Source organism: Nocardioides pocheonensis (genome assembly GCF_003725535.1).
GTDB classification, from domain to species: domain Bacteria; phylum Actinomycetota; class Actinomycetes; order Propionibacteriales; family Nocardioidaceae; genus Marmoricola; species Marmoricola pocheonensis.
In genome coordinates, this window is sequence record NZ_RJSF01000007.1 from 137,897 (window position 1) to 157,634 (window position 19,738).

Consider the following 19,738-nt stretch of genomic DNA (forward strand, 5'->3'; position numbering starts at 1 on the left):
CGAGCTGGGACTTCTCAGGAGCGGCGTCGTCGGCGCTCTTCTGGTCGGGCTCGTCGGTCACCGCAGCAGGCCCCTCATCTGGCTGGTCGGCAGCGCCTTGAGCGCCGACGCCTCGTTCGTCTCGATCTCGGCAAGCCGGTTGCTGCCCAGCTTGGTGCCCTGGACCTGCTCGTGGAGCTTGAGGATCGCGTCGATCAGCATCTCGGGGCGCGGCGGGCAGCCGGGGAGGTACATGTCGACGGGGACGACGTGGTCGACACCCTGCACGATCGCGTAGTTGTTGAACATGCCGCCCGAGCTCGCGCACACGCCCATCGCCAGCACCCACTTCGGGTCGGGCATCTGGTCGTAGATCTGGCGCAGCACCGGGGCCATCTTCTGGCTCACCCGGCCGGCGACGATCATCAGGTCGGCCTGCCGCGGGCTGGCCCGGAACACCTCCATGCCGAACCGGGCCAGGTCGTACTTGGGGCCGCCGGTGGTCATCATCTCGATGGCGCAGCAGGCGAGGCCGAAGGTGGCCGGCCAGAACGACGCCTTGCGCATGTAGCCGGCGACGCCCTCGACCGTGGTCAGCAGGACGCCGGACGGAAGCTTCTCTTCGATACCCATGTCAATGTGCTCCCAGTGTTGAGAGTCGGGAGGTGCGTGCAATGCCAAGGCGGAGGAGGGAAGGCGGCCTACGACGCGCCGCGTCGGCCGTCGACCGACACGCCACGGATCTGGGATGGCGCGGGCAGTGTGCGTACATCACGGCTCTCAATCCCAGTCCAGGCCGCCGCGACGCCATACGTACACGTAGGCGACGAAGACCGGGATGATGAACAGCACCATCTCCACCAGCGCGAAGGTGCCCATGGCGTCGAAGGCCACGGCGATCGGGTAGAGGAAGACGATCTCGATGTCGAAGACGATGAACAGCATCGCGGTGATGTAGTAGCGGACCGGGAAGCGGCCGCCGCCGATCGGCTGGGGCGTGGGCTCGATGCCGCACTCGTAGGAGTCGAGCTTGGCGCGGTTGTAGCGCTTCGGGCCGACCAGCGCGCTCATGATCACCGAGAACACGGCGAAGCCGGCCGCCAGGATCAGGAGCGCCAGAACCGGGGTGTAGAGCGCCATTCCTCACCTTCCTGCAGGGCTCATCGCACGCAGGTTGTGCGCTTGTGAACCACTTCACGATCTCGCGACTTCGTCAGCATAGAGGCCTCCGTCACAACGCGCGAACCCCCCTCCCCCCGGGTGGAATCCACGCGGGGACCGGCCCATTTAGGGCATGCGAGCGTGGCCTAAATCACGGCTTGGTGCCGCGGTGGAGGGCCACGATCCCGCCGCTCAGGTCGCGCCACTCGACGCCGGTCCAGCCGGCGCGCTGGAGCCGTGCGGCCAGCCCGCGCTGGTCGGGCCATGCGCGGATCGACTCGGCCAGGTAGACGTAGGCGTCGGGAGCCGAGGAGACCGCGCGCGCCACGGCCGGGAGCGCCTTCATCAGGTACTCGATGTAGAGCGTCCGGAACGGCGCCCAGGTCGGCGAGCTGAACTCGCAGACGACCAGCCGCCCGCCGGGACGGGTCACACGCAGCAGCTCGCGGAGGCCGGCGTCGGGGTCGACGATGTTGCGCAGCCCGAAGGAGATCGTCACCGCGTCGAAGGTGTCGTCGGGGAACGGCAGCCGGGTGCCGTCGCCGGCGACGAAGGGCAGGTGGGGGCGCGCCTGCTTGCCGACCCGCAGCATGCCGACGGAGAAGTCGCACGGCACGACGGTCGCGCCGCGGTCTCGGAACGGCTGGCTCGACGTACCGGTGCCGGCCGCGAGGTCCAGGACGAGCTCGCCCGGCCTCGGGTCGACCGCCGCGATCACCTGGTGGCGCCACCGCCGGTCCTGGCCGAGCGACAGGACGTCGTTGGTGAGGTCGTAGCGCCGGGCGACGTCGTCGAACATCGCCTGCACCTCGGCGGGCTTCTTGTCCAGGTCAGCGCGGGTCACGCAGACACCCTATGGGTGCCCGCACGAGGCAACTTTTCCGGTCTCCGGTGCGTCTACGAGGGCATGGAGCAACGCAAGGGGCAGGATGTCCCGGTGAACACTGGTGTGAAGCGTGGGGGCGGTGGGACGAGGTTTCTCGTGCTGCTGCTGGCCATCGCAGGTCTCGGGTACGCCGCCACGACCGTCTCGGCAAGCGGGGCCACGGCCGGGCACGGCCACCGGTCGGCCCCGGCCGCCACGGTCTCGCCGTCGACCCAGCCGGCCGCGGTCGCTGCAGGACCACAGATCCTCCCGGCCTCCGACCCGCTGACCCCGACGCCGACCACGACACCGACACCGGCCCCGGCCCCGGCCGTCCTGCAGCCGGGCGACACCGGTCCTCGGGTGCGGGTGCTCCAGGCCCGGCTCCGCCAGCTCGGCTGGTACGCCGGCACGGTCAACGACCGCTACGGCCCCCGCACGACCACGGCGGTGCGCGGCTTCCAGGCCCGGCACGCCCTGCCGGTCACCGGCTCCGTGGACCGACCGACGCTCCTGCAGGTCTGGTCACTGACCCGCAGGCCGACCCGGGACGAGCTGCACAACCGGACCGTCGGAGGCCAGGGCGGCGGGGGCACCTGGACCACCGCGGCGCTGGACCGGCGCTGCCGCTCCGGCCACGTGCTGTGCGTGGACAAGGCGAGCCGCACCATCCGCTGGGTGGTCGACGGCGAGGTCCGCAGGACCATGGCGGTGCGGTTCGGCGCGGCGTACACCCCGACCCGCGAGGGCGTCTTCCACATCGGCTGGAAGTCGCGTGACCACGTCTCCACGCTGTTCCACACCTCGATGCCGTTCGCGATGTTCTTCAGCGGTGGGCAGGCGGTGCACTACTCGTCGGACTTCGCGGCCCGGGGCTACGCAGGAGCGAGCCACGGCTGCGTCAACGTGCGGGACTACAACGGCATCAAGTGGCTGTTCGGCCAGGTCCGCGTGGGCGACACGGTGGTCATCTACTGGTCCTAGACCCCCAGCCGGGTGGGTGGCTACCCGGGCGTAGGCTCCACCTTCGTGACCAGCACTCCGCGCGCCTCGACGCAGGCCGTCGCCGGCCGTCTCGTCGCCCGGACCACCGAGATCACCGATCCCGGTCCCCTGCTGGAGCTGCTGCCGGACGCGGCCGAGGGAGCCGGTGAGGACCCCGGCCTGACCGCCTGGCTGCGCCGCGGCGAGGGCATCGTCGGGTGGGGCGTCGCCGCCTCGATCCGCACCACGGGCAGCGGTCGGTTCGACGACGCCGTGGACTGGTGGCGCGAGGTCGCGGGAGCCGCCGTGGTGCGCGACGACCTGCGCGTGCCCGGCTCCGGCCTGGTCTGCCTGGCCAGCTTCGCCTTCGCCGACGAGCCGGGCGAGAGCGTGCTGGTCGTGCCTCGTGTGGTCGTCGGTCGCCGCGGCGACCGCTGCTGGATCACCCTGATCGGCGACGACGAGCTCACCCCGGCACCCACGCTGCAGCGGCAGCCCGAGCCACGCGCACCGGGCAACGTCGTCTTCACCGACGGTGACGTCGACAGCGCGGAGTGGGAGGCGATCGTCGCCCGCGCGGTCGAGCGGATCGGCTCCGGCGAGCTGGAGAAGGTGGTGCTCGCGCGCGACCTGGTGGCCACCACCGACGAGCCGCTGGACGTGCGCTGGCCGCTGCGCCGGCTCGGCACGTCGTACGAGATGTGCTGGACGTTCCACGTCGACGGGCTCTTCGGCGCCACCCCCGAGCTGCTGGTCCGCCGCGAGCGCGGCCTGGTCACCTCCCGCGTCCTGGCCGGCACGATCCGCCGGACCGGCCACGACGAGCGCGACCTCGCGCTGGCCGCCACCCTGGCCCGGTCGTCGAAGGACCTCGAGGAGCACGAGTACGCTGTCCGCTCGGTCGCCGAGGCGCTCGCCCCGCACTGCAGCTCGATGAACGTGCCGGAGGCGCCGTTCGTGCTGCACCTGCCGAACGTCATGCACCTGGCCACCGACGTCGCCGGCGTGGTGCCGGACACAGACGGGTCGACCGTGCTGGAGCTGGCAGCGGCGCTGCACCCCTCGGCCGCCGTGGGTGGCACCCCGACCAAGGTCGCCGTGGAGATGATCAAGGAGATCGAGGGCATGGACCGCGGGCGCTACGCGGGCCCCGTCGGCTGGATGGACGCCCACGGCGACGGCGAGTTCGGCATCGCGCTGCGCTCGGCGGAGTACTCCGGCACGCGTGTGCGGCTCTTCGCCGGCTGCGGGATCGTCGCCGACTCCGACCCCGAGGCGGAGCTCGCCGAGGCGCAGGCCAAGTTCGTGCCCGTGCGGGACGCCCTCACCGCACGCTGAGCCGGGCCTCGCACCGGGGCGGCGTACCGTCCTCCCATGCGGACGATCGCCGTCACCGGCGCCACCGGGCACGTCGGGGGGCGGGTCGCGCACCTGGTCGCCGACCTGCAGCCGAGACTGGTCGTGCGTGACGCCTCGCGGGTGCCGGAGATCGACGGCGCGACGGTGGCGCAGGCGACGTACGCCGACCTGGAGGCGAGCATCGCGGCCCTCCGCGAGGTCGACGTGCTCTTCATGGTGTCCGCGGCGGAGAGCAGCACCCGCCGCGAGGAGCACCGCACCTTCATCCGCGCCGCCGCAGAAGCCGGGGTCTCCCACCTCGTCTACACGTCGTTCGCCGGCGCGGCCCCGGACGCCACCTTCACCCTCGGCCGCGACCACTTCGACGCCGAGCAGGCGATCGCCGAGACGGGCATCGCGCACACGTTCCTGCGCGACAACTTCTACCTCGACCTGCTGCCGTTCTTCGCCGACACCCACGGGGTGATCCGCGGGCCGGCGGGCGACGGCCGGGTCGCAGCCGTCGCCCGTGCGGACGTCGCCGACGTCGCCGCCGCCGTCCTGCGCTCCCCCGACGCCCACGCCGGCGCGACCTACGAGCTGACCGGGCCGGAGGCGTTCACCCTGACCGAGCTCGCGGCCCGCGCCTCGGCCGTCCTCGGTCGCACCCTCCGGTTCGAGGACGAGACCGAGGACGAGGCCTACGCGTCCCGGCGTGCGGCGTACGACGCCGAGGACTGGCAGCTGGACGCCTGGGTGAGCACCTACACCTCGATCCGCGACGGCCAGATGGAGACCGTCACCGACGACGTGCGCCGGGTCACCGGCCACGACCCCCGGTCGCTGGAGGACGTGCTCGCGCACTGAGCGTGACTCACGCCGCGACGTCCTCCTCCGGCAGCGCGGAGTAGTGCGAGGAGTCCCCCACCAGCGCCCGGCTGCGCTGCCCGCTCACCGAGACCGGCACGTCGCCGCCGACGGTCACGCGGCTGAGCCGACGCGGCTGGTCGTCGTAATTGTCGATCGCGTAGTGCTGGGTGATCCGGTTGTCGAAGACCAGCAGCTGGCCCGGCTGCCACGACCACCGCAGCACGTGCTCGGGCCGGGTGACGTGCGCCTGGAGGAGCCGGAGCACGTCGCGCGACTCGGTGGTGGAAAGCCCCTCGATGCCCCGCACGAAGCCGCCGACGAAGAGCCCGCGCTCCCCCGTCTCGGGGTGCACCCGCACGACCGGGTGCGAGGACTCGTACCGCGTGGACTCGAAGACCTCGCGGTAGGCCGCCTCGGAAGCGGTCCTGCGCGGCCGCGGTTCGGCGTAGTCGTAGACGTTCGTGTGCACCGCCCAGAGGGTGTCGGCCCAGCGGCGCAGCGGCTCGGGAAGGCTTCGGTACGCCGCGGCGCTGCTGGCCACGAGCGTCTCGCCGCCGTACGCCGGGACCGTGATGCTGCGCAGCGTGGTGATCGCCGGCGGGTTCACGACGAACGTCACGTCCGAGTGCCACTCGTTCGCCTTGCTCACCGCGGCGTCGACGTCGAGCACCTGCGGCGTCTCGCCCCCGGGCACCGTCGGGTGCGCCGCGGTCAGCGACCCGAAGCGGGCGGCGAAGCGCTCCTGCCCGGCGGCGTCGAGGTCGGGGGCGTCGAGGACCAGCGCCTTGTGCGTGCCGAGCGCGGCCCGCAGCTCGGCGACGGTGTCGTCGGAGAGGTCGTCGGCGGGGTCGACGCCGAGGACGCGAGCGCCGATGTGGGCGGTGATCTTGCGAAGGTCGAGGGTCATGGAGGCTCCTGCGGTGGGGGATGCAATCATTGTCTTCTAACTTACTAGACATTGATTACTTTGCAACCTCGCCACGGAATCCCCGTCAGGCGGTGAGCTCCTCGCCGGCGGCCAGGCGGACGTACTCCTGCTCGCGCGGCGCCAGGAAGCGACCGAGGTGCCCGTCGACGATGCCGAGGCCTGCCTCGCTGTAGACCGCGTCGTGGATCGCCAGAGAGCGGGGCGCACCCACCTCGCGGGCGTAGTCGATGCACTCCGAGACCTTCAGCCAGGGCGCGCTCACCGGCAGCATCAGCAGGTCCGGCACGGTCGGCGGGACCGTCAGGGCATCGCCCGGGTGGAAGACCGTGGTGCCCTCGGCGGTGAGGAAGAAGCCGCTGTTGTCGAAGTGCGGCAGCTCGGGGTGGATCACCGCGTGCTTCTCCCCGACCAGCTCGACCCGCAGCCCCAGGTCGAGGACCTCACCCGGCTGCACGACGCTGACCCGCTCCACGACGTCGGGCGCCTGCTCCCGGATCTGGCGGGCCACCGCCTCGATCGTGAAGACCGGCGCGTGCGTCGCGCGGAGCAGGTCGGGTGTCCAGTGGTCCGGGTGCTCGTGGGTGATCAGGACGACGGTCGCGCCGTCGACCGCCTCCCGCGCGGTGAACATGCCGGGGTCGATCACGACGTGGTGGGCACCGGTCTCGAGTCTCACGCAGGCGTGACCATGCTTGAAGATCCGCATGCAGCCAGACTAGGGTGGCCGCTATTGAACGCTATTCAAGAAGCGTTCGGCCAAGGAAGTGAGCGTGGGGCTCATGACTGACCACGACGTGATCATCGTCGGCGCCGGCTTCGGCGGCATGGGCGCGGCGATCAGCCTGAAGCGGCTCGGCTACGGCGCCGCGACCCGCAGCATCGCGATCCTCGAGCGCGAGGACGACCTCGGTGGCACCTGGCACGTGAACCACTACCCCGGCCTGGCCGTCGACATCGCCAGCGTCACCTACTCCTACTCCTTCGAGCCCAACCCGTGGTGGGAGCACTGGTTCGCCCGCGGCCACGAGCTGAAGCGGTACGCCGAGCACGTCGCGGACACCTACGACCTGCGCCGCCACATGGAGTTCGGCGTGCGGGTCGAGGGAGCGCGGTGGGACGAGGACGAGCGGCACTGGGTCGTGTCGACCAGCGCAGGCACCCGCACCGCGACGTACCTGATGACCGCGACCGGGTTCCTCTCCCAGCCGCGCCTGCCGGACATCGAGGGCGTCCACGACTTCGCCGGCACCGTGATCCACACCGCGCAGTGGGACGACTCGGCGGACCTGACCGGCAAGACGGTGGCCGTGATCGGCACCGGCGCCACGGCCGTGCAACTGATCCCGCAGATCGCCCGGCAGGCAGCGGCGATGACCGTCTACCAGCGCACGCCGATCTGGGTGACGCCGAAGGCCGACTTCCGGATCCCGCGCGCCGTGCAGTACCTCTTCGCGGCGCAGCCGTGGACCCAGCGCCTGGCCCGCCGGCTGAACAGCACCTGGCTGGAGACGCTCATGGTCACCGGCGTCCTGCACTACAAGCAGGCCAGGCTCTTCAACCAGGGCGCCGCTGCGCTGGCGAAGGCACACCTGCGTCGTCAGGTCGCCGACCCCGAGCTGCGGCGCAAGCTGACCCCCGACTACAGCTTCGGCTGCAAACGGCCGACGTTCTCCAACGACTACTACCCCACCTTCACGCGGCCGCACGTCACCCTGGAGACAACGCCGATCCGCAACATCACGTCGACCGGCGTGGTGACCGGCGACGGCCGGGAGACCGAGGCCGACGTGCTCGTGCTCGCGACCGGCTTCAACCTCTGGGACACGAACTTCCCCGCCTTCGAGGTGATCGGCCGCGACGGCCGCAACCTCGGCAAGCTGTGGCGCGAGCAGGGTTACCACGCGTACGAGGGCGTGACGGTGGCCGGCTTCCCCAACTTCGTCACGCTGAACTCGCCGTACTCCTACTCGGGCCTGAGCTACTTCATGACGATCGAGGTGCAGATGCGCCACCTCGAGCGGCTCTTCGGCGAGCTGCAGCAGCGAGGGGCCCACACCTTCGAGATCTCCGAACGCGCCGACCAGGAGTTCCTCGCGCACATGCTCGAGCGGATGGACGACACCGTGTTCGTGCAGGGGTCGTGCGCGACGGCGCGCAGCTACTACTACACCAACGAGGGCGACGCGGTCCTGCTGCGCCCGACCTCGTCGGCGCACGCCCGCCGCGCCGTCGAGGCGTTCCCGCTCGACGACTACGTCTACGCCTGATCGGTGGCCGAGACGGTGGTTGAGGCGCGGTTGCGCAGCAACCGCCTCGAAACGCCATTGCCTCCGTGGTCGCCGCGCTCCACGATCAGCGGGTGCTCGACGTCCTGCTCTCCGGCCTCCTGACCGGCTACGCCATCGCGGTGCCCGTGGGCGCCGTGGCGGTGATGATCGTCGCGGTCAGCTCGCGCACGTCGTGGCGCACCGGCGCGGCGGCAGGGCTGGGGGTCGCCAGCGTCGACGGGGCGTACGCCGCGGTGGCGGTGCTCGCCGGCACTGCCGTCGCCCGGTTGCTCGAGCCGATCTCCTCCACGCTCACGGCCGTCTCGGTGGCCGTGCTGCTCGCGATCGCCGGCCTCACCCTGGTGCACGCCTTCCGGCCGGAGCGCGCCGACGAGGAGCCGTTGCGTGCCTGGACACCGCTGCGCGCCTGGGCAACCTTCGCCGCGATCACGGCGATCAACCCGGCGACCGTGCTCTACTTCGCGGCGATCGTGATCGGCGGCACGGTGAAGATCCACGGGCCGCTCGAGGGATTCGTGTTCGTGCTCGCAGCGTTCGCGGCCAGTGCCAGCTGGCAGGTCTTCGTCGCCTCGGTGGGCGTGGGGCTCGGGACGTGGATGTCCAGTCCGCGGGGCCGGCGTACGACCGGGGTGGTGGCGGCCCTCGCGATCGCCGTGCTCGCGCTCAAGCCGCTGCTCTAGGGGCGGGCTGAGGAAAATCCGGGCCGGCCATCGACCCCGTCCGGATAATGCCCTCATGGCTGCCACGCTGGACAGCACCGACGCGGCGATCCTGGAGCTGCTCCGCCAGGACGCCCGGTTGAGCTTCCGCGAGCTCGGGGAGCGCGTGAACCTGAGCCCGAACGCCGCTCGCGACCGGGTCCGCGGCCTCCTTGCCCGGGGCGTCATCACGGGGTTCCACGCCCACGTGGACCCCGGGCGGATCGACAAGCGGCTGCACGCGTTCGTCGACGTGCGCCTCCGGTCTCCCGACCACGCGGCCCAGTTCGAGCGACTCGTCCGCGCGCATCCCAACGTGGTCGAGACCGTGCACCTCACCGGCTCCGCCGACTACCTGCTCCGAGCCTCGTGCGACGACCCGACCCAGCTCGACGACCTGATCGGCGCGATGAAGGAGACCGGGGGCGTCCGCGACACGCAGACCCGGCTCATCCTCCGCGTCGTCTGATCACCAGCGCCCTCGCGAGAGCTCGCGCAAGGCCTCGTTCTCCAGCTCCTTGTCGACGAGGATGCGGCGCAGTGCTGCGTTCTCCCGCTCCAGGCTCTTGATCCGGGCGACGTCGCCGTCGTTCCCCTGTCCGTACCGTCGTCGCCACGACCGATAGGTGCTCGGCGAGATGCCCAGCTCGGCCGCGACCTGGGCGACCGTCCTGCCCTCGCGCTCCAGCCGCTCACCGTCGCGGAGAGCAGCGGCGATCGCGTCTGCTGAGTGGCGCTGCATCTGGGTCGGCCCCGCCTGTTAGACGCGCTTGAAGCGCCAGGTCGCGGGTGTCGCGTCGAGGTTGCCGGCACCGTCGCGGGCACGGACGCGGAAGACGTGCCAGCCACGCGTCACCCGCACGCGCTTGGGTGAGGCGCAGGCGCCCCAGGCCTGCTTGTCGATCCGGCACTGGAAGGTCACGGACGACTCGTTCGAGCTGAACCCGAAGGTCACCCGACGCTTGGCGGTCCGCTTGCCCGGGTGCGCGGTGATCGTGGTGCTCGGTGCCGTGGTGTCCGGGGTGACCGAGGTGACCGGGGCGGCCTGGACCGCCTTCGCCGGCGCCTCGTAGGCGCCCATGTCCCGCACCGCCGCACCGTCGCCGTTGCCGTCCAGGACCCGAGTGCCCCCAGCCAGGTCCTGAGTCGGCGCACCGGTGCCCGGTGCGCCCATGTCGATCAACGGCGACGATGCGGCGAGTCCGTAGTCCCCGCCAGCCGCGTCGACGAACCCGGGGTCGACGTCGAGGTGTCCGGCTCCGCTGGCGATGCCGGCGGTCCCGTTGGGGCCTTGCACGACCTTGCTCGTGGACCAGTCGGAGTACGACGTCGTGATCGTCGCCGTGCTGTTTGCTCCCTGCGCGCCGTCGTTCGTCGCCTCCACGTAGAGCGACGTCTCCGGGCCCGCGATCACCGAGTTGGTCAGCGTGATGCTCGCGTGCTCGAGTGCTCCCGGGGCGCGCGCGTACGCACCAGCACCGACCGAGAACTTGCCGCCGCCGAGGACGGTCACGTGATCGGCGGCGATCGACTTGGATCCGTTGGCGTTGTTGTCGTTGATCGCAGCGAGGCCGGCCCCCTCGGGTGTGGTGCCGAGATCGATGAGGGTGTCGTCGACCGCGACCGATCCGGCCATATCGGTGATGCCGGCGAAGGCGCCGTAGATCTTCAGGCGAGACAGGGTCGCGGTGGTCCCCGAGATCGAGTGGTAGTACGCAGAGCTGGCCGTGATCGTCGTGTCGGTGACCGAACCGGTTGCGAGGTGGTTGATCCCGGTGGTGAACGACGCGGAGGACCTCGCCATGTCGACCGTCGAGGCCGAGATCGACGACCCGTCGAGGAAGACGCCGGTCGCACTGCTCGTGTTCGAGCCGTCGACGGTGACGGACTCGATCATCGAGGTCGTGGCGTCGAGCCCTACGTCGCCGGTCGACGTGGTCCCGTTCATGAGGACGGTGAGATCACGGACCGTGGAGTTGTAGACGTTCAGGTAGATCTGCATGACCCCGGCGGGCAGCGTCAGGAACGTCGCTCCCTGGCCCGAACCGATCAGAGCCTCGTGGAAGCCGACCTCCTTCAGGCTGTACGGTCCGTCGCTGTACGTCCCCGGCCCAAGGACGATGGTGTCGTCCATGCCGTTCGAGTCCGCGGCGTTGACCGCTGTCCCGAGGAAGGCGAAGCTCTGGTCGCACGTCACCCCCACAGGGTTGTTCACGCAGATGACGTGGTCGACGGCGTACGCCGGCGCGCTCAGCACGACTCCCGTCGTACCCGCAGTTGTCAACAGGGCTGCGAAGATCGCAAGGCGACGCAACATGATCGGTTCTCCTGGTCTGTCCGGAAGCTCGTTCGCAGGCAGACACTGACCTGCCCGAGCCGACCGAGGAAGAGCCCGGGAGCTGATACCGCGGTATCCGCGGCGCACCGGCGGAACCGAGCGGAATCCGCAGCGGTGACGAGCAGATCCGCAGTCCGGATCAGCCTGTGGAAGAGCCCGGCGCTAGCCGGTGAGCTCGTGCACGTAGCACCAGCGCCAGGACTCGCCCGGCTCGGCGGAGCGGACCACCGGGTGCGCGGAGTCGTGGAAGTGCGCGGTGGCGTGCCGGCGCGGCGAGGAGTCGCAGCAGCCGACGTGACCGCAGGCGAGGCAGAGCCGCAGGTGGACCCACTGGTTGCCCTCGCGCACGCAGTCCTCGCAGACGCCGGGTGTGTTCGGCTCGACGTCCGAGCGCGAGTGCTCCAGGTCCACGCATCCGTCAGCCCGACTCACGGACCCGACGCTAGCGCGCACGCGGGCACGCTCGCCCTCGCTGTACTCCAGCATCGACTCCTCGACGTCGAGCATGGCGAGCACCTCGGCGACGACCGCGTGCGGCACGGTGCCGGTCGAGCGGATCTCCAGCACCCGGCGACGCTCGGCGTCGATCATCAGCCGGCGCCGGCGGGCGTAGATCTCGCTCGGGGTCTCGGCGCTGGTCATGTTCACCTGCTCCCAGGCCGCGTAGTCGCGCCGCCGGACCCGGTCGCGGATCGTCGCGCTGACCTCGTGCGGATCCTCCTCCTCGAGCTCGTCGAGCTTCGCGAGCCCGGCCTGGGAGGCCTGGTGGAGCAGGTTCGCCCGGGCCAGGGCGTCGGCGCCGGGGTCGGGTGACGGCACGCGCAGCCTGCGCGCCACCCACGGCAGCGACAGGCCCTGCACGAACAGGGTGCCGGCGGTGACCGTGAACGCGATCAGCAGCAGCACCTCGCGGTGGGGCATGTCCGTCGGGATCACGAACGCCGCGGCCAGCGTGACCACGCCGCGCATCCCGGCCCAGCCGAGCACGAAGGTGAAGGTCCACGGAGGGGTGTGGCCGGTGTCGTCCGGCCCCGGCCGGACCAGGGCGTAGCGGGCGAAGAAGACCCAGATCAGCCTCAACACGATCACGGCGACCAGCGTGAGCGCGCAGATCAGCGCGATCCGCCAGCCGCCGAGGTCGTCGCGGCCGGCGTCGCGGATGATCGAGCGGGCCTGCAGGCCGATCAGCAGGAAGACGCCGCCCTCGAGCAGGAAGGCGATCGAGCGCCAGTTCATCCGCTCCGCGATCCGGGACTGGGCGACCTGGAGGATCGGCGCCTTGTGCCCGAGCAGGAGGCCGGCCACGACGACGCTGATCACCCCGGACGCGTGGATCTCCTCGGCCGCGATGTACGCCGCGAAGGGTGTGACGAACGAGAGGCCGCTGTCGAGCACGGGGTCGGTCACGTGCTTGCGGACCAGGCCGATGCCGACGAAGAAGGCGAGGCCGACGAGGACGCCACCGCCCGCCGCGACGGCGAAGTCGCGCACGACGACCTGCCAGGCGACCGTCGCAGCGAGCGCGGTGCGCAGGGCCACCAGCGCGGTCGCGTCGTTGAGCAGCGACTCGCCCTCGAGGATCGTCACGACCCTGCGGGGCAGGCCGATCCGGCGCGCGATCGCGCTGGCGGCGATCGCGTCGGGCGGAGCGACGACGGCGCCGATCGCGAACGCCCCGTCCCACCCGAGGCCGTCGACCAGCGCGTGCACCAGCACCGCGACGCCCGCCGTCGTGAACGCGACCAGGCCCACCGAGAGCAGCAGGATCGGTCGCCGGTTGACGTTGAACTCGACCAGCGAGGTCTGCAGCGCCGCGGCGTACAGGAGCGGCGGGAGCAGGCCGAGCAGGACCACCTCGGGGTGCAGCTGCACGTCGGGCACGAAGGGGAGGTAGGAGCCGACGATGCCGACGACGATCAGGACGAGCGGCGGAGACATGTCCAGCCGTCCGCAGACGGCGGTCGTCGCGAGCACGGTGGCGACGATCGCGACGAGGGTGGTGACCAGGTCCACCCCGGGATCATGTCAGCCGGGGCAAGCGGGTTGCCGGTCAGAGAGCGTCGGCGAGACCGCGGATCCGCTCGTCGAGTGCACGCCGGTTGTCGCGGCGTACGACGGCCTCGACGACCTCGATCCCGCCGTTCGGGTTCGCCAGGGCGTGCTCGAGCTCGGCCCGGTCCTGCACCCGCCAGTGCGGGACGCGCAGCCCGGAGCAGAGCGTCGCGAGGTCGAGGCCGTGCGGGGTGCCGAACAGCTTGTCGAACAGCCCCCGGTGCTCGGGCGCACCTTGCTCGAGCGTGGCGAAGATCGAGCCGCCGTCGTCGTTGGCGACCACGATCGTGAGGTCCGGCCGTTGCTCGTCCGGACCGATCACCAAACCGGTCAGGTCGTGGAGGAAGGTGACGTCGCCGACGTAGGCCAGCGCCCGGGTCGTGCGCGGCCGGCCGAGTGCGGCGCCGATCGCGGTGGAGAGGGTGCCGTCGATGCCGGCCAGCCCGCGGTTCGCGATCACCAGCCGGTGCTGGCCGACGGGGTAGGGCTTTGCCATCAGGTCGAGGTCGCGGATGGGGTTGCTGGCGCCGACGTGGAGGAGTCCGCCGGCGGGCAGCGCGGCGTTGACGGCGGCCGCGACGTCGTACGGCGTGAGCTCGGGCTCGTCGGCGACCAGCCGGTCGAGCCGGTCGGAGAGCACGCGGTCGGCCGAGCGCCACTCGTCGAGCCAGGCCGGGTCGTCCGGGGCGGAGACGGCGAAGACGCCGTCGTGCTCGTAGGAGACCGGGTGCGGGCGGTCGGCCCACACGCCGCGGGGGCGGTTCACCACGACCTCGAGCCCGTCGCGCGCGAGCAGCCGCTGCACCGGCCGGGACAGGGTCGGCGCGCCGACGACGACCACGCGCTCGATCCGGTCGGCGAGGGCCGTGCCCAGCAGCAGCCGGTAGGTCCGGATCGCGTGCGTGCCGTTGCGCGCGCCGCTGCTCGGCTCGGCCAGCAGCGGCCACTGGGCGACCTCGGCGAGCACGCGCGCGGCCGGGCCGGCGTCGTCGCCGGCGACGACCACGGTGGCGGGCCCGGCGTCGAGGAGCAGCTCGTCGGCGGTCTCGCGCTCGGGATCGTCCAGGTCGCGGACGACGGGCCGGCCGTGGTCGGTGGGCACGAGCGGGTCGTCGAGCTGGACGTTCAGGTGCACCGGACCGCGGGAGAGTCCGTCGAGGCCCTCGAGCACGTCGGCCCGGCTGACCACGTCGGCCGCCGTGACGGCCGCCGTGCCGAACAGCCCGACCTGGTCGGCCGTCTGGTTGGCGATCGTGCCCCGCAACCGTGCCGGGCGGTCGGCGGTGACCGCGACCAGGGGCACCCCGGCGTGCGCGGCCTCCATGACGGCGGGGTGCAGGTTCGCCGCGGCCGTGCCGGACGTCGTGACGACGGCCGCCGGTCGCCGGGAGCTCTTCGCGATGCCGAGGGCGAGGAAGGCCGCGGTGCGCTCGTCGATGCGGGAGTGGAGGATGAGCGCGCCGGCGGTCGCGGCGTCGTGCAGGGCGAAGGAGAGGGGTGCGTTGCGCGATCCGGGCGCGAGCACCACCTGACGGACACCCGCCGAGAGCAGCCCGTCGACGACGGCGCGGGCGAGCTCGGTGGCGTTCACGTCGACTGATCCTGCCCTACAGCTCGGCGAGGCGGTGGTCCCAGTGCCGCTCGCGGTCGGGGCCGGCAGCCCACCGGGCGAGCAGGCCGGGGTCGACGTCCGGTCGGCGGACCGCCAGCACGCCGTCGGTCGGCAGCAGCGGATCGTCGGTGACGTCGCCGGCCAGGAGCTGCACGGTGGCCAGCCCGCACGCGTGCTGGAGCTCGGGAAGGGCGGCGGCGAGCGCGACCCCGGCAGCGATCCCGACACTGGTCTCGAGCGCGCTGCTCACGACCACCGGCAGGCCGATGTCCTCGGCGATCCGCAGGCACGCCCGGACCCCGCCCAGCGGCTGCACCTTGAGCACCGCGACGTCGGCGGCCTCGAGGTCGCGCACGCGGTAGGGGTCCTCGGCCCGCCGGATGGACTCGTCCGCCGCGATCGGTACGCCGACCCGGCGCCGGACGACCGCGAGGTCCTCGACCGAGGCGACCGGCTGCTCGACGTACTCGAGGCCGCTGGCGGCACGGTCGAGCAGCGGGATGCGCGCGACCGCATCCTCGACCGACCAGCCGCCGTTGGCGTCGACCCGGACCAGCCCGTCGGCGCCGAGCGCGTCGCGCACCGCCTCGAGCCGGGCCTCGTCCTCGCCCACCGCCTGCCCGCGCTCGGCGACCTTGACCTTCGCGGTGCGGCAGCCGTTCGACGCGAGCACGATCTCGCGCGCCCGCTCGGGGTCGCAGGCAGGCACCGTCACGTTGACCGGGACCTCGCTGCGGACTGCCTCGGGCCAGCCCTGGTCGGCCGCCTCGCGAGCCGCGGCCAGCCACGGGCGGGCGGTGGCGGCGTCGTACTCGAGGAACGGGCTGAACTCCCCCCACCCGGCGTCGCCGCGCAGCAGCATCCCTTCGCGCACGTCGATGCCGCGGAAACGGGTGGTGAGCGGGATGGAGTACACGTGCGCCTCAGGCATCCGCGGCCAGCTCCTCGAGCGTCACGCGGTCGACCTTGCCGTTCGGCAGCAGGGGCAGCTCGTCGACGACCACCAGGGCGCGCGGCGCCCAGCTGCGCGGCTCGACGAGATCGCGGAGCTCGTCGAGGGCGACCGGTCCGGACACGGTCAGCACGGCGACCACGCGCTGGCCCCACTCGTCGTCCGGTACGCCGACCACCTCGGCCTCGTTGACCCACGGGTGGCCCAGCAGGGCGGCCGCGACCGCCGGACCGGGCACCTTCACACCACCGCTGATCACCACGTCGTCGACGCGGCTGTCGATCGCGAGCCGGCCGTCCGGCGTCCAGTGGCCGAGGTCGTCGGTCACGAACCAGCCGTCGCGGAACGCTGCCACGGTGCGCTCGGGCTCGCCCTCGTAGCCGTCGAAGAGCATCGGTCCGCGCACCAGCACCTGCTCGTCGTCGTCGATCCGCACCTCGACGCCTGGCAGGGGCACGCCGTCGTACACGCAGCCGCCGCAGGTCTCGCTCATCCCGTAGGTCTGCACCACGTGCACACCGGCCGCCTCGGCGCGCTCGCGCACCTCCAGCCGCAGCGGGCCGCCGCCGACCAGCACGGCCTCGAAGTCCTCCAGCGCTGCAGTCTCGTCCGGGTCCTCGAGCAGGCGGACCAGCTGGGTGGGCACCAACGAGACGAAGGCGCGCCCGTGGACGAGGTGGCGGGTAGCGCTGAACGAGCCCTGGAACGGGATCGGCTCGGTGCACGCCACGACCGAGCGGTAGAGCACCTGGACACCGGCGACGTACGTGGGCGGCAGGTTGAGCAGCCAGCGGCCGGGACCGCCGAGCCGCTCCTGCGTGGCCAGCGCGGAGGCCCGCATCGCCGCGCGCGAGAGCATCACCCGCTTCGGCCGGCCGGTCGACCCGGAGGTCTGGATCACGAGGGGCTTCGGGTCGTCGGCGGCGTCCCACTCGCGGAGCAGCGCACGGATCCCCTCGGCGTCCCCGGACACCGGCCACAGGCTGCTCACCAGCCCGAGGCTAGTGCCTGCCAGAATCCGCCCATGGCGACTGCAGGACAGTGGATCGAGGGCGCGCGCCCCAGGACGTTGCCGGCGGCGGTCGCCCCGGTGCTCGCCGGCACGGGCGTCGCGGCGTGGTCGCACCAGGAGGTCTGGTGGAAGGCCGTCCTCGCCCTGGTCGTGTCGCTGCTGCTGCAGGTCGGCGTGAACTACGCGAACGACTACTCCGACGGCATCCGCGGCACCGACGACGCGCGCGTCGGCCCGCTGCGACTCGTCGGCTCCCGGGTCGCTGCACCCGAGGCGGTCAAGCGAGCCGCGTTCCTCAGCTTCGGCCTGGCCGCGGTCGTCGGGCTCGTGCTCGCGGCCACGACGGCGTGGTGGCTGGTCGCCGTGGGCGCGCTGAGCATCCTCGCCGCCTGGTACTACACCGGCGGCAAGAAGCCGTACGGCTACCTCGGGCTCGGCGAGGTGATGGTGTTCGTGTTCTTCGGCCTCGTGGCGGTGCTGGGCACGCAGTACGTCCAGGCCGAGGACCTCACGTGGGCGGGCCTGTCAGCCGCCATCGGCATCGGCGCACTGGCCTGCGCGATCCTCGTCGCCAACAACCTGCGCGACATCCCCACCGACACCGAGTCGGGCAAGCGGACGCTCGCGGTGAAGCTGGGCGACCGTCGCACCCGGATGCTGTACGGCGGCCTGGTCAGCGCTGCGCTGCTCGCCCTGGTCGCGGTCGCCGCGACGACGAGCTGGTGGGCGCTGCTGGGCCTGGTGGCGTTCGTCCTGCTGCTCCGGGCCGTGCACACCGTGACCGACGGCGCCCGGGGTCGCGACCTCATCCCCGTCCTCCAGCTCACCGGTCTCGGCGAGCTGCTCTACGCCGCCGGTCTCTTCGCCGGCCTCCTCATCGCTCGTTGAGTTGCGCGAAACCGCCCGTCCAGTGAGGTGATACCGCCCCACGGTTGGCCGGTTCCACCCAACTCGCGGGGCGGTTGTCCCCAACTCAACGAACGCAGCGGCCCGGGAGCTCGAACCAGCGCAGGTGCTCGAAGTCGGCGGAGACGCCGGTGGGCGGCTCGTCGGGAGCGGGCTCGGTGGCGAGCATGATCTCCTCGCCCTCCTTGAGGTAGTCGGCGAGCGCCGACTCCGGCGCGGTGTCGTCGTGGCGGGGGTAGACCATCTCGCCGTCGGCGGAGTAGGAGACCTGGGTGAGCCGGAGCGGCGGCTCGACCAGGCCGTCGCGGTGGTGCCAGCGACCGGCCGCGACGTCGAAGCGGTAGTCGCCGAGCAGCCGCCAGCCGTGGCGCGCCACCAGCCGGACCGCGTCGACGACGTAGGTGAACACTGCCTCGCTGATGAAGTAGTTGAAGTTCACCCGCACCCAGCCGGGCTTGATGCCCTCGCAGCCGGAGGCGATCTCGTGCTCGAACTCGTGGCTGCGGTCGAGGTCGATGCCGAGCAGCCGATGGCCGTAGGGTCCCGCGCACGAGCAGCCGCCGCGCGCCTGGATGCCGAACAGGTCGTTGAGCAGCGACACCACGAAGTTGTGGTGCAGGTGGCGTCCGCTGGGGGCGCGGACGACGAACGACACGATCGAGAGCCGCTCGGCGGCGAGGTTGCCGAGGATCTCGATCGTCGGCTCCTCCTTCCACGCCGCCACCGCCCGGTGGAGGTAGTGCTCCTCGTGCGCCCGGATCACGTCGATGCCGACGGCGTCCTTGAGCTGGAAGACCAGGCCGGCGCGGATCGCCTCGACGATCGCGGGCGTGCCGCCCTCCTCGCGCTGCACCGGGTCGTCGAGGTAGCGGTGCTCGAGCGGGTTGACGTAGGCGACCGTGCCGCCGCCCGGTACGTCGGGCACGCGGTTGGTCAGCAGCGAGCGCCGCACCACCAGCACGCCCGGGGTCGACGGCCCGCCGATCAGCTTGTGCGGGCTCAGGAACATCGCGTCGAGGCCGTCCATCGACAGGGCGACGTACGGCGCCGCGGCGGCGTAGTCCCAGAACGCCAGCGCCCCGTGGCGGTGCAGGAGGGCCGAGATGCCGGCGACGTCGCTGAGGATGCCGGTGACGTTGGAGGCAGCGGAGAACGAGCCGATCCGCAGCGGCCGGTCGGCATACCGCTCCAGCTGGGACTCGAGGAAGTCGAGGTCGACGTGCCCGTCGGCGTCCTGCGGGCACTCGACGACGTCGGCGATCGACTCACGCCAGGGCAGCTCGTTGGAGTGGTGCTCGAAGGGTCCGATGAACACCACGGGACGCTCCGCGGCCGGGATGTGCGCTGACAGCCGGTAGCGGTCCTCGAGCTCGGAGGGGATCCGCAGGCCGAGGACCCCGACCAGCTTGTCGATCGCGCCGGTGCTCCCCGAGCCGGCGAAGATCACGGCCACCTCGGGGTCGCCGCCGACCGCCTCGTGGATGGTCCGGCGCGCGTCCTCCCGCAGCCGGGTGGTCTGCAGGCCGGTGCCGCTGGACTCCGTGTGGGTGTTCGCGTACCGGGGCAGCACCTCGGCGCGGATGAAGTCCTCGAGGAACGTCAGCGCGCGACCCGACGCGGTGTAGTCGGCGTACGTGACCCGGCGCGGCCCGAACGGTCCGAGCATCACCTGGTCGTCGCCGATCACCGACTCCCGGACGCGGCGGAGCAGCGGGGTCTCGACGGGCCGGTCGGCGGGCGCCCGGACATCCATGG

Annotated in this window: 19 protein-coding genes; 7 read left to right on the plus strand and 12 right to left on the minus strand. The window is 71.9% G+C overall.

Going from position 1 to position 19,738, the window contains the following annotated elements; genetic code table 11:
- Positions 1–57: 57 nt before the first annotated feature.
- The 3 genes from EFL26_RS03825 to EFL26_RS03835 form a co-directional block, all read right to left on the minus strand.
- On the minus strand, positions 58–612 hold the full coding sequence (locus EFL26_RS03825) for a NuoB/complex I 20 kDa subunit family protein (RefSeq protein ID WP_123221557.1): 555 nt from the start codon (positions 610–612) through the stop codon (positions 58–60).
- A gap of 147 nt (positions 613–759) precedes the next feature.
- Complete coding sequence (locus tag EFL26_RS03830; RefSeq protein WP_123221558.1) at positions 760–1,119, minus strand: NADH-quinone oxidoreductase subunit A; 360 nt, start codon at positions 1,117–1,119, stop codon at positions 760–762.
- A 172-nt stretch (positions 1,120–1,291) separates the two neighbouring features.
- Positions 1,292–1,984: a demethylmenaquinone methyltransferase gene (locus EFL26_RS03835; protein WP_123221559.1), complete on the minus strand. Its 693-nt coding sequence runs from the start codon at positions 1,982–1,984 to the stop codon at positions 1,292–1,294.
- 93 nt (positions 1,985–2,077) lie between these two features.
- On the opposite strand from EFL26_RS03835, the gene EFL26_RS03840 reads away from it, so the two are divergent.
- Genes EFL26_RS03840 through EFL26_RS03850 form a run of 3 tightly spaced genes read left to right on the plus strand, consistent with a single transcriptional unit; the run spans position 2,078 to position 5,194 of the window.
- Positions 2,078–2,989, plus strand: coding sequence for a L,D-transpeptidase family protein (locus EFL26_RS03840; RefSeq protein WP_245999991.1), 912 nt, complete (start codon positions 2,078–2,080; stop codon positions 2,987–2,989).
- Between the two features lie 45 nt (positions 2,990–3,034).
- A complete protein-coding gene (locus EFL26_RS03845) occupies positions 3,035–4,327 on the plus strand; it encodes an isochorismate synthase (protein ID WP_123221698.1) in 1,293 nt (430 codons plus the stop codon).
- A 36-nt stretch (positions 4,328–4,363) separates the two neighbouring features.
- Positions 4,364–5,194, plus strand: a complete 831-nt coding sequence (locus EFL26_RS03850) for an NAD(P)H-binding protein (RefSeq protein WP_123221561.1) — start codon at positions 4,364–4,366, stop codon at positions 5,192–5,194.
- 7 nt (positions 5,195–5,201) lie between these two features.
- Here EFL26_RS03850 and EFL26_RS03855 read toward each other — a convergent pair whose 3' ends face one another.
- Positions 5,202–6,104 (minus strand): TauD/TfdA dioxygenase family protein, encoded by a 903-nt coding sequence (locus tag EFL26_RS03855; RefSeq protein ID WP_123221562.1) that lies wholly within the window; start codon positions 6,102–6,104, stop codon positions 5,202–5,204.
- Between the two features lie 85 nt (positions 6,105–6,189).
- A complete protein-coding gene (locus EFL26_RS03860; protein ID WP_123221563.1) occupies positions 6,190–6,831 on the minus strand; it encodes an MBL fold metallo-hydrolase in 642 nt (213 codons plus the stop codon).
- A gap of 73 nt (positions 6,832–6,904) precedes the next feature.
- Between EFL26_RS03860 and EFL26_RS03865 the strand changes: the two genes are divergently transcribed.
- From EFL26_RS03865 to EFL26_RS03875, 3 genes are all read left to right on the plus strand, one after another.
- A complete protein-coding gene (locus EFL26_RS03865) occupies positions 6,905–8,392 on the plus strand; it encodes a flavin-containing monooxygenase (RefSeq protein ID WP_123221564.1) in 1,488 nt (495 codons plus the stop codon).
- A gap of 92 nt (positions 8,393–8,484) precedes the next feature.
- Positions 8,485–9,093, plus strand: coding sequence for a LysE family transporter (locus EFL26_RS03870; RefSeq protein WP_123221699.1), 609 nt, complete (start codon positions 8,485–8,487; stop codon positions 9,091–9,093).
- Positions 9,094–9,148: 55 nt separating this feature from the next.
- On the plus strand, positions 9,149–9,580 hold the full coding sequence (locus tag EFL26_RS03875; RefSeq protein ID WP_123221565.1) for an Lrp/AsnC family transcriptional regulator: 432 nt from the start codon (positions 9,149–9,151) through the stop codon (positions 9,578–9,580).
- Here the strand turns inward: EFL26_RS03875 and EFL26_RS03880 are convergent, their stop codons facing one another.
- From EFL26_RS03880 to EFL26_RS03905, 6 genes are all read right to left on the minus strand, one after another.
- On the minus strand, positions 9,581–9,853 hold the full coding sequence (locus tag EFL26_RS03880) for a transposase (RefSeq protein ID WP_123221566.1): 273 nt from the start codon (positions 9,851–9,853) through the stop codon (positions 9,581–9,583).
- Between the two features lie 18 nt (positions 9,854–9,871).
- Positions 9,872–11,428, minus strand: a complete 1,557-nt coding sequence (locus EFL26_RS03885) for an autotransporter outer membrane beta-barrel domain-containing protein (RefSeq protein WP_148046620.1) — start codon at positions 11,426–11,428, stop codon at positions 9,872–9,874.
- A gap of 183 nt (positions 11,429–11,611) precedes the next feature.
- On the minus strand, positions 11,612–13,462 hold the full coding sequence (locus tag EFL26_RS03890) for a Na+/H+ antiporter (RefSeq protein WP_123221568.1): 1,851 nt from the start codon (positions 13,460–13,462) through the stop codon (positions 11,612–11,614).
- Between the two features lie 37 nt (positions 13,463–13,499).
- Positions 13,500–15,092, minus strand: coding sequence for a 2-succinyl-5-enolpyruvyl-6-hydroxy-3-cyclohexene-1-carboxylic-acid synthase (gene menD / locus EFL26_RS03895; RefSeq protein ID WP_123221569.1), 1,593 nt, complete (start codon positions 15,090–15,092; stop codon positions 13,500–13,502).
- Positions 15,093–15,108: 16 nt separating this feature from the next.
- A complete protein-coding gene (locus EFL26_RS03900; RefSeq protein ID WP_123221570.1) occupies positions 15,109–16,044 on the minus strand; it encodes an o-succinylbenzoate synthase in 936 nt (311 codons plus the stop codon).
- Positions 16,037–17,056, minus strand: a complete 1,020-nt coding sequence (locus EFL26_RS03905) for an AMP-binding protein (RefSeq protein ID WP_245999993.1) — start codon at positions 17,054–17,056, stop codon at positions 16,037–16,039. The genes EFL26_RS03900 and EFL26_RS03905 overlap by 8 nt, the downstream gene beginning before the upstream one ends.
- A 33-nt stretch (positions 17,057–17,089) precedes the next feature.
- On the opposite strand from EFL26_RS03905, the gene EFL26_RS03910 reads away from it, so the two are divergent.
- Complete coding sequence (locus EFL26_RS03910; RefSeq protein ID WP_123221571.1) at positions 17,090–17,965, plus strand: 1,4-dihydroxy-2-naphthoate polyprenyltransferase; 876 nt, start codon at positions 17,090–17,092, stop codon at positions 17,963–17,965.
- An 85-nt stretch (positions 17,966–18,050) separates the two neighbouring features.
- Here the strand turns inward: EFL26_RS03910 and EFL26_RS03915 are convergent, their stop codons facing one another.
- Positions 18,051–19,736: an aminotransferase class V-fold PLP-dependent enzyme gene (locus tag EFL26_RS03915; protein WP_123221572.1), complete on the minus strand. Its 1,686-nt coding sequence runs from the start codon at positions 19,734–19,736 to the stop codon at positions 18,051–18,053.
- Positions 19,737–19,738 lie beyond the last annotated feature (2 nt).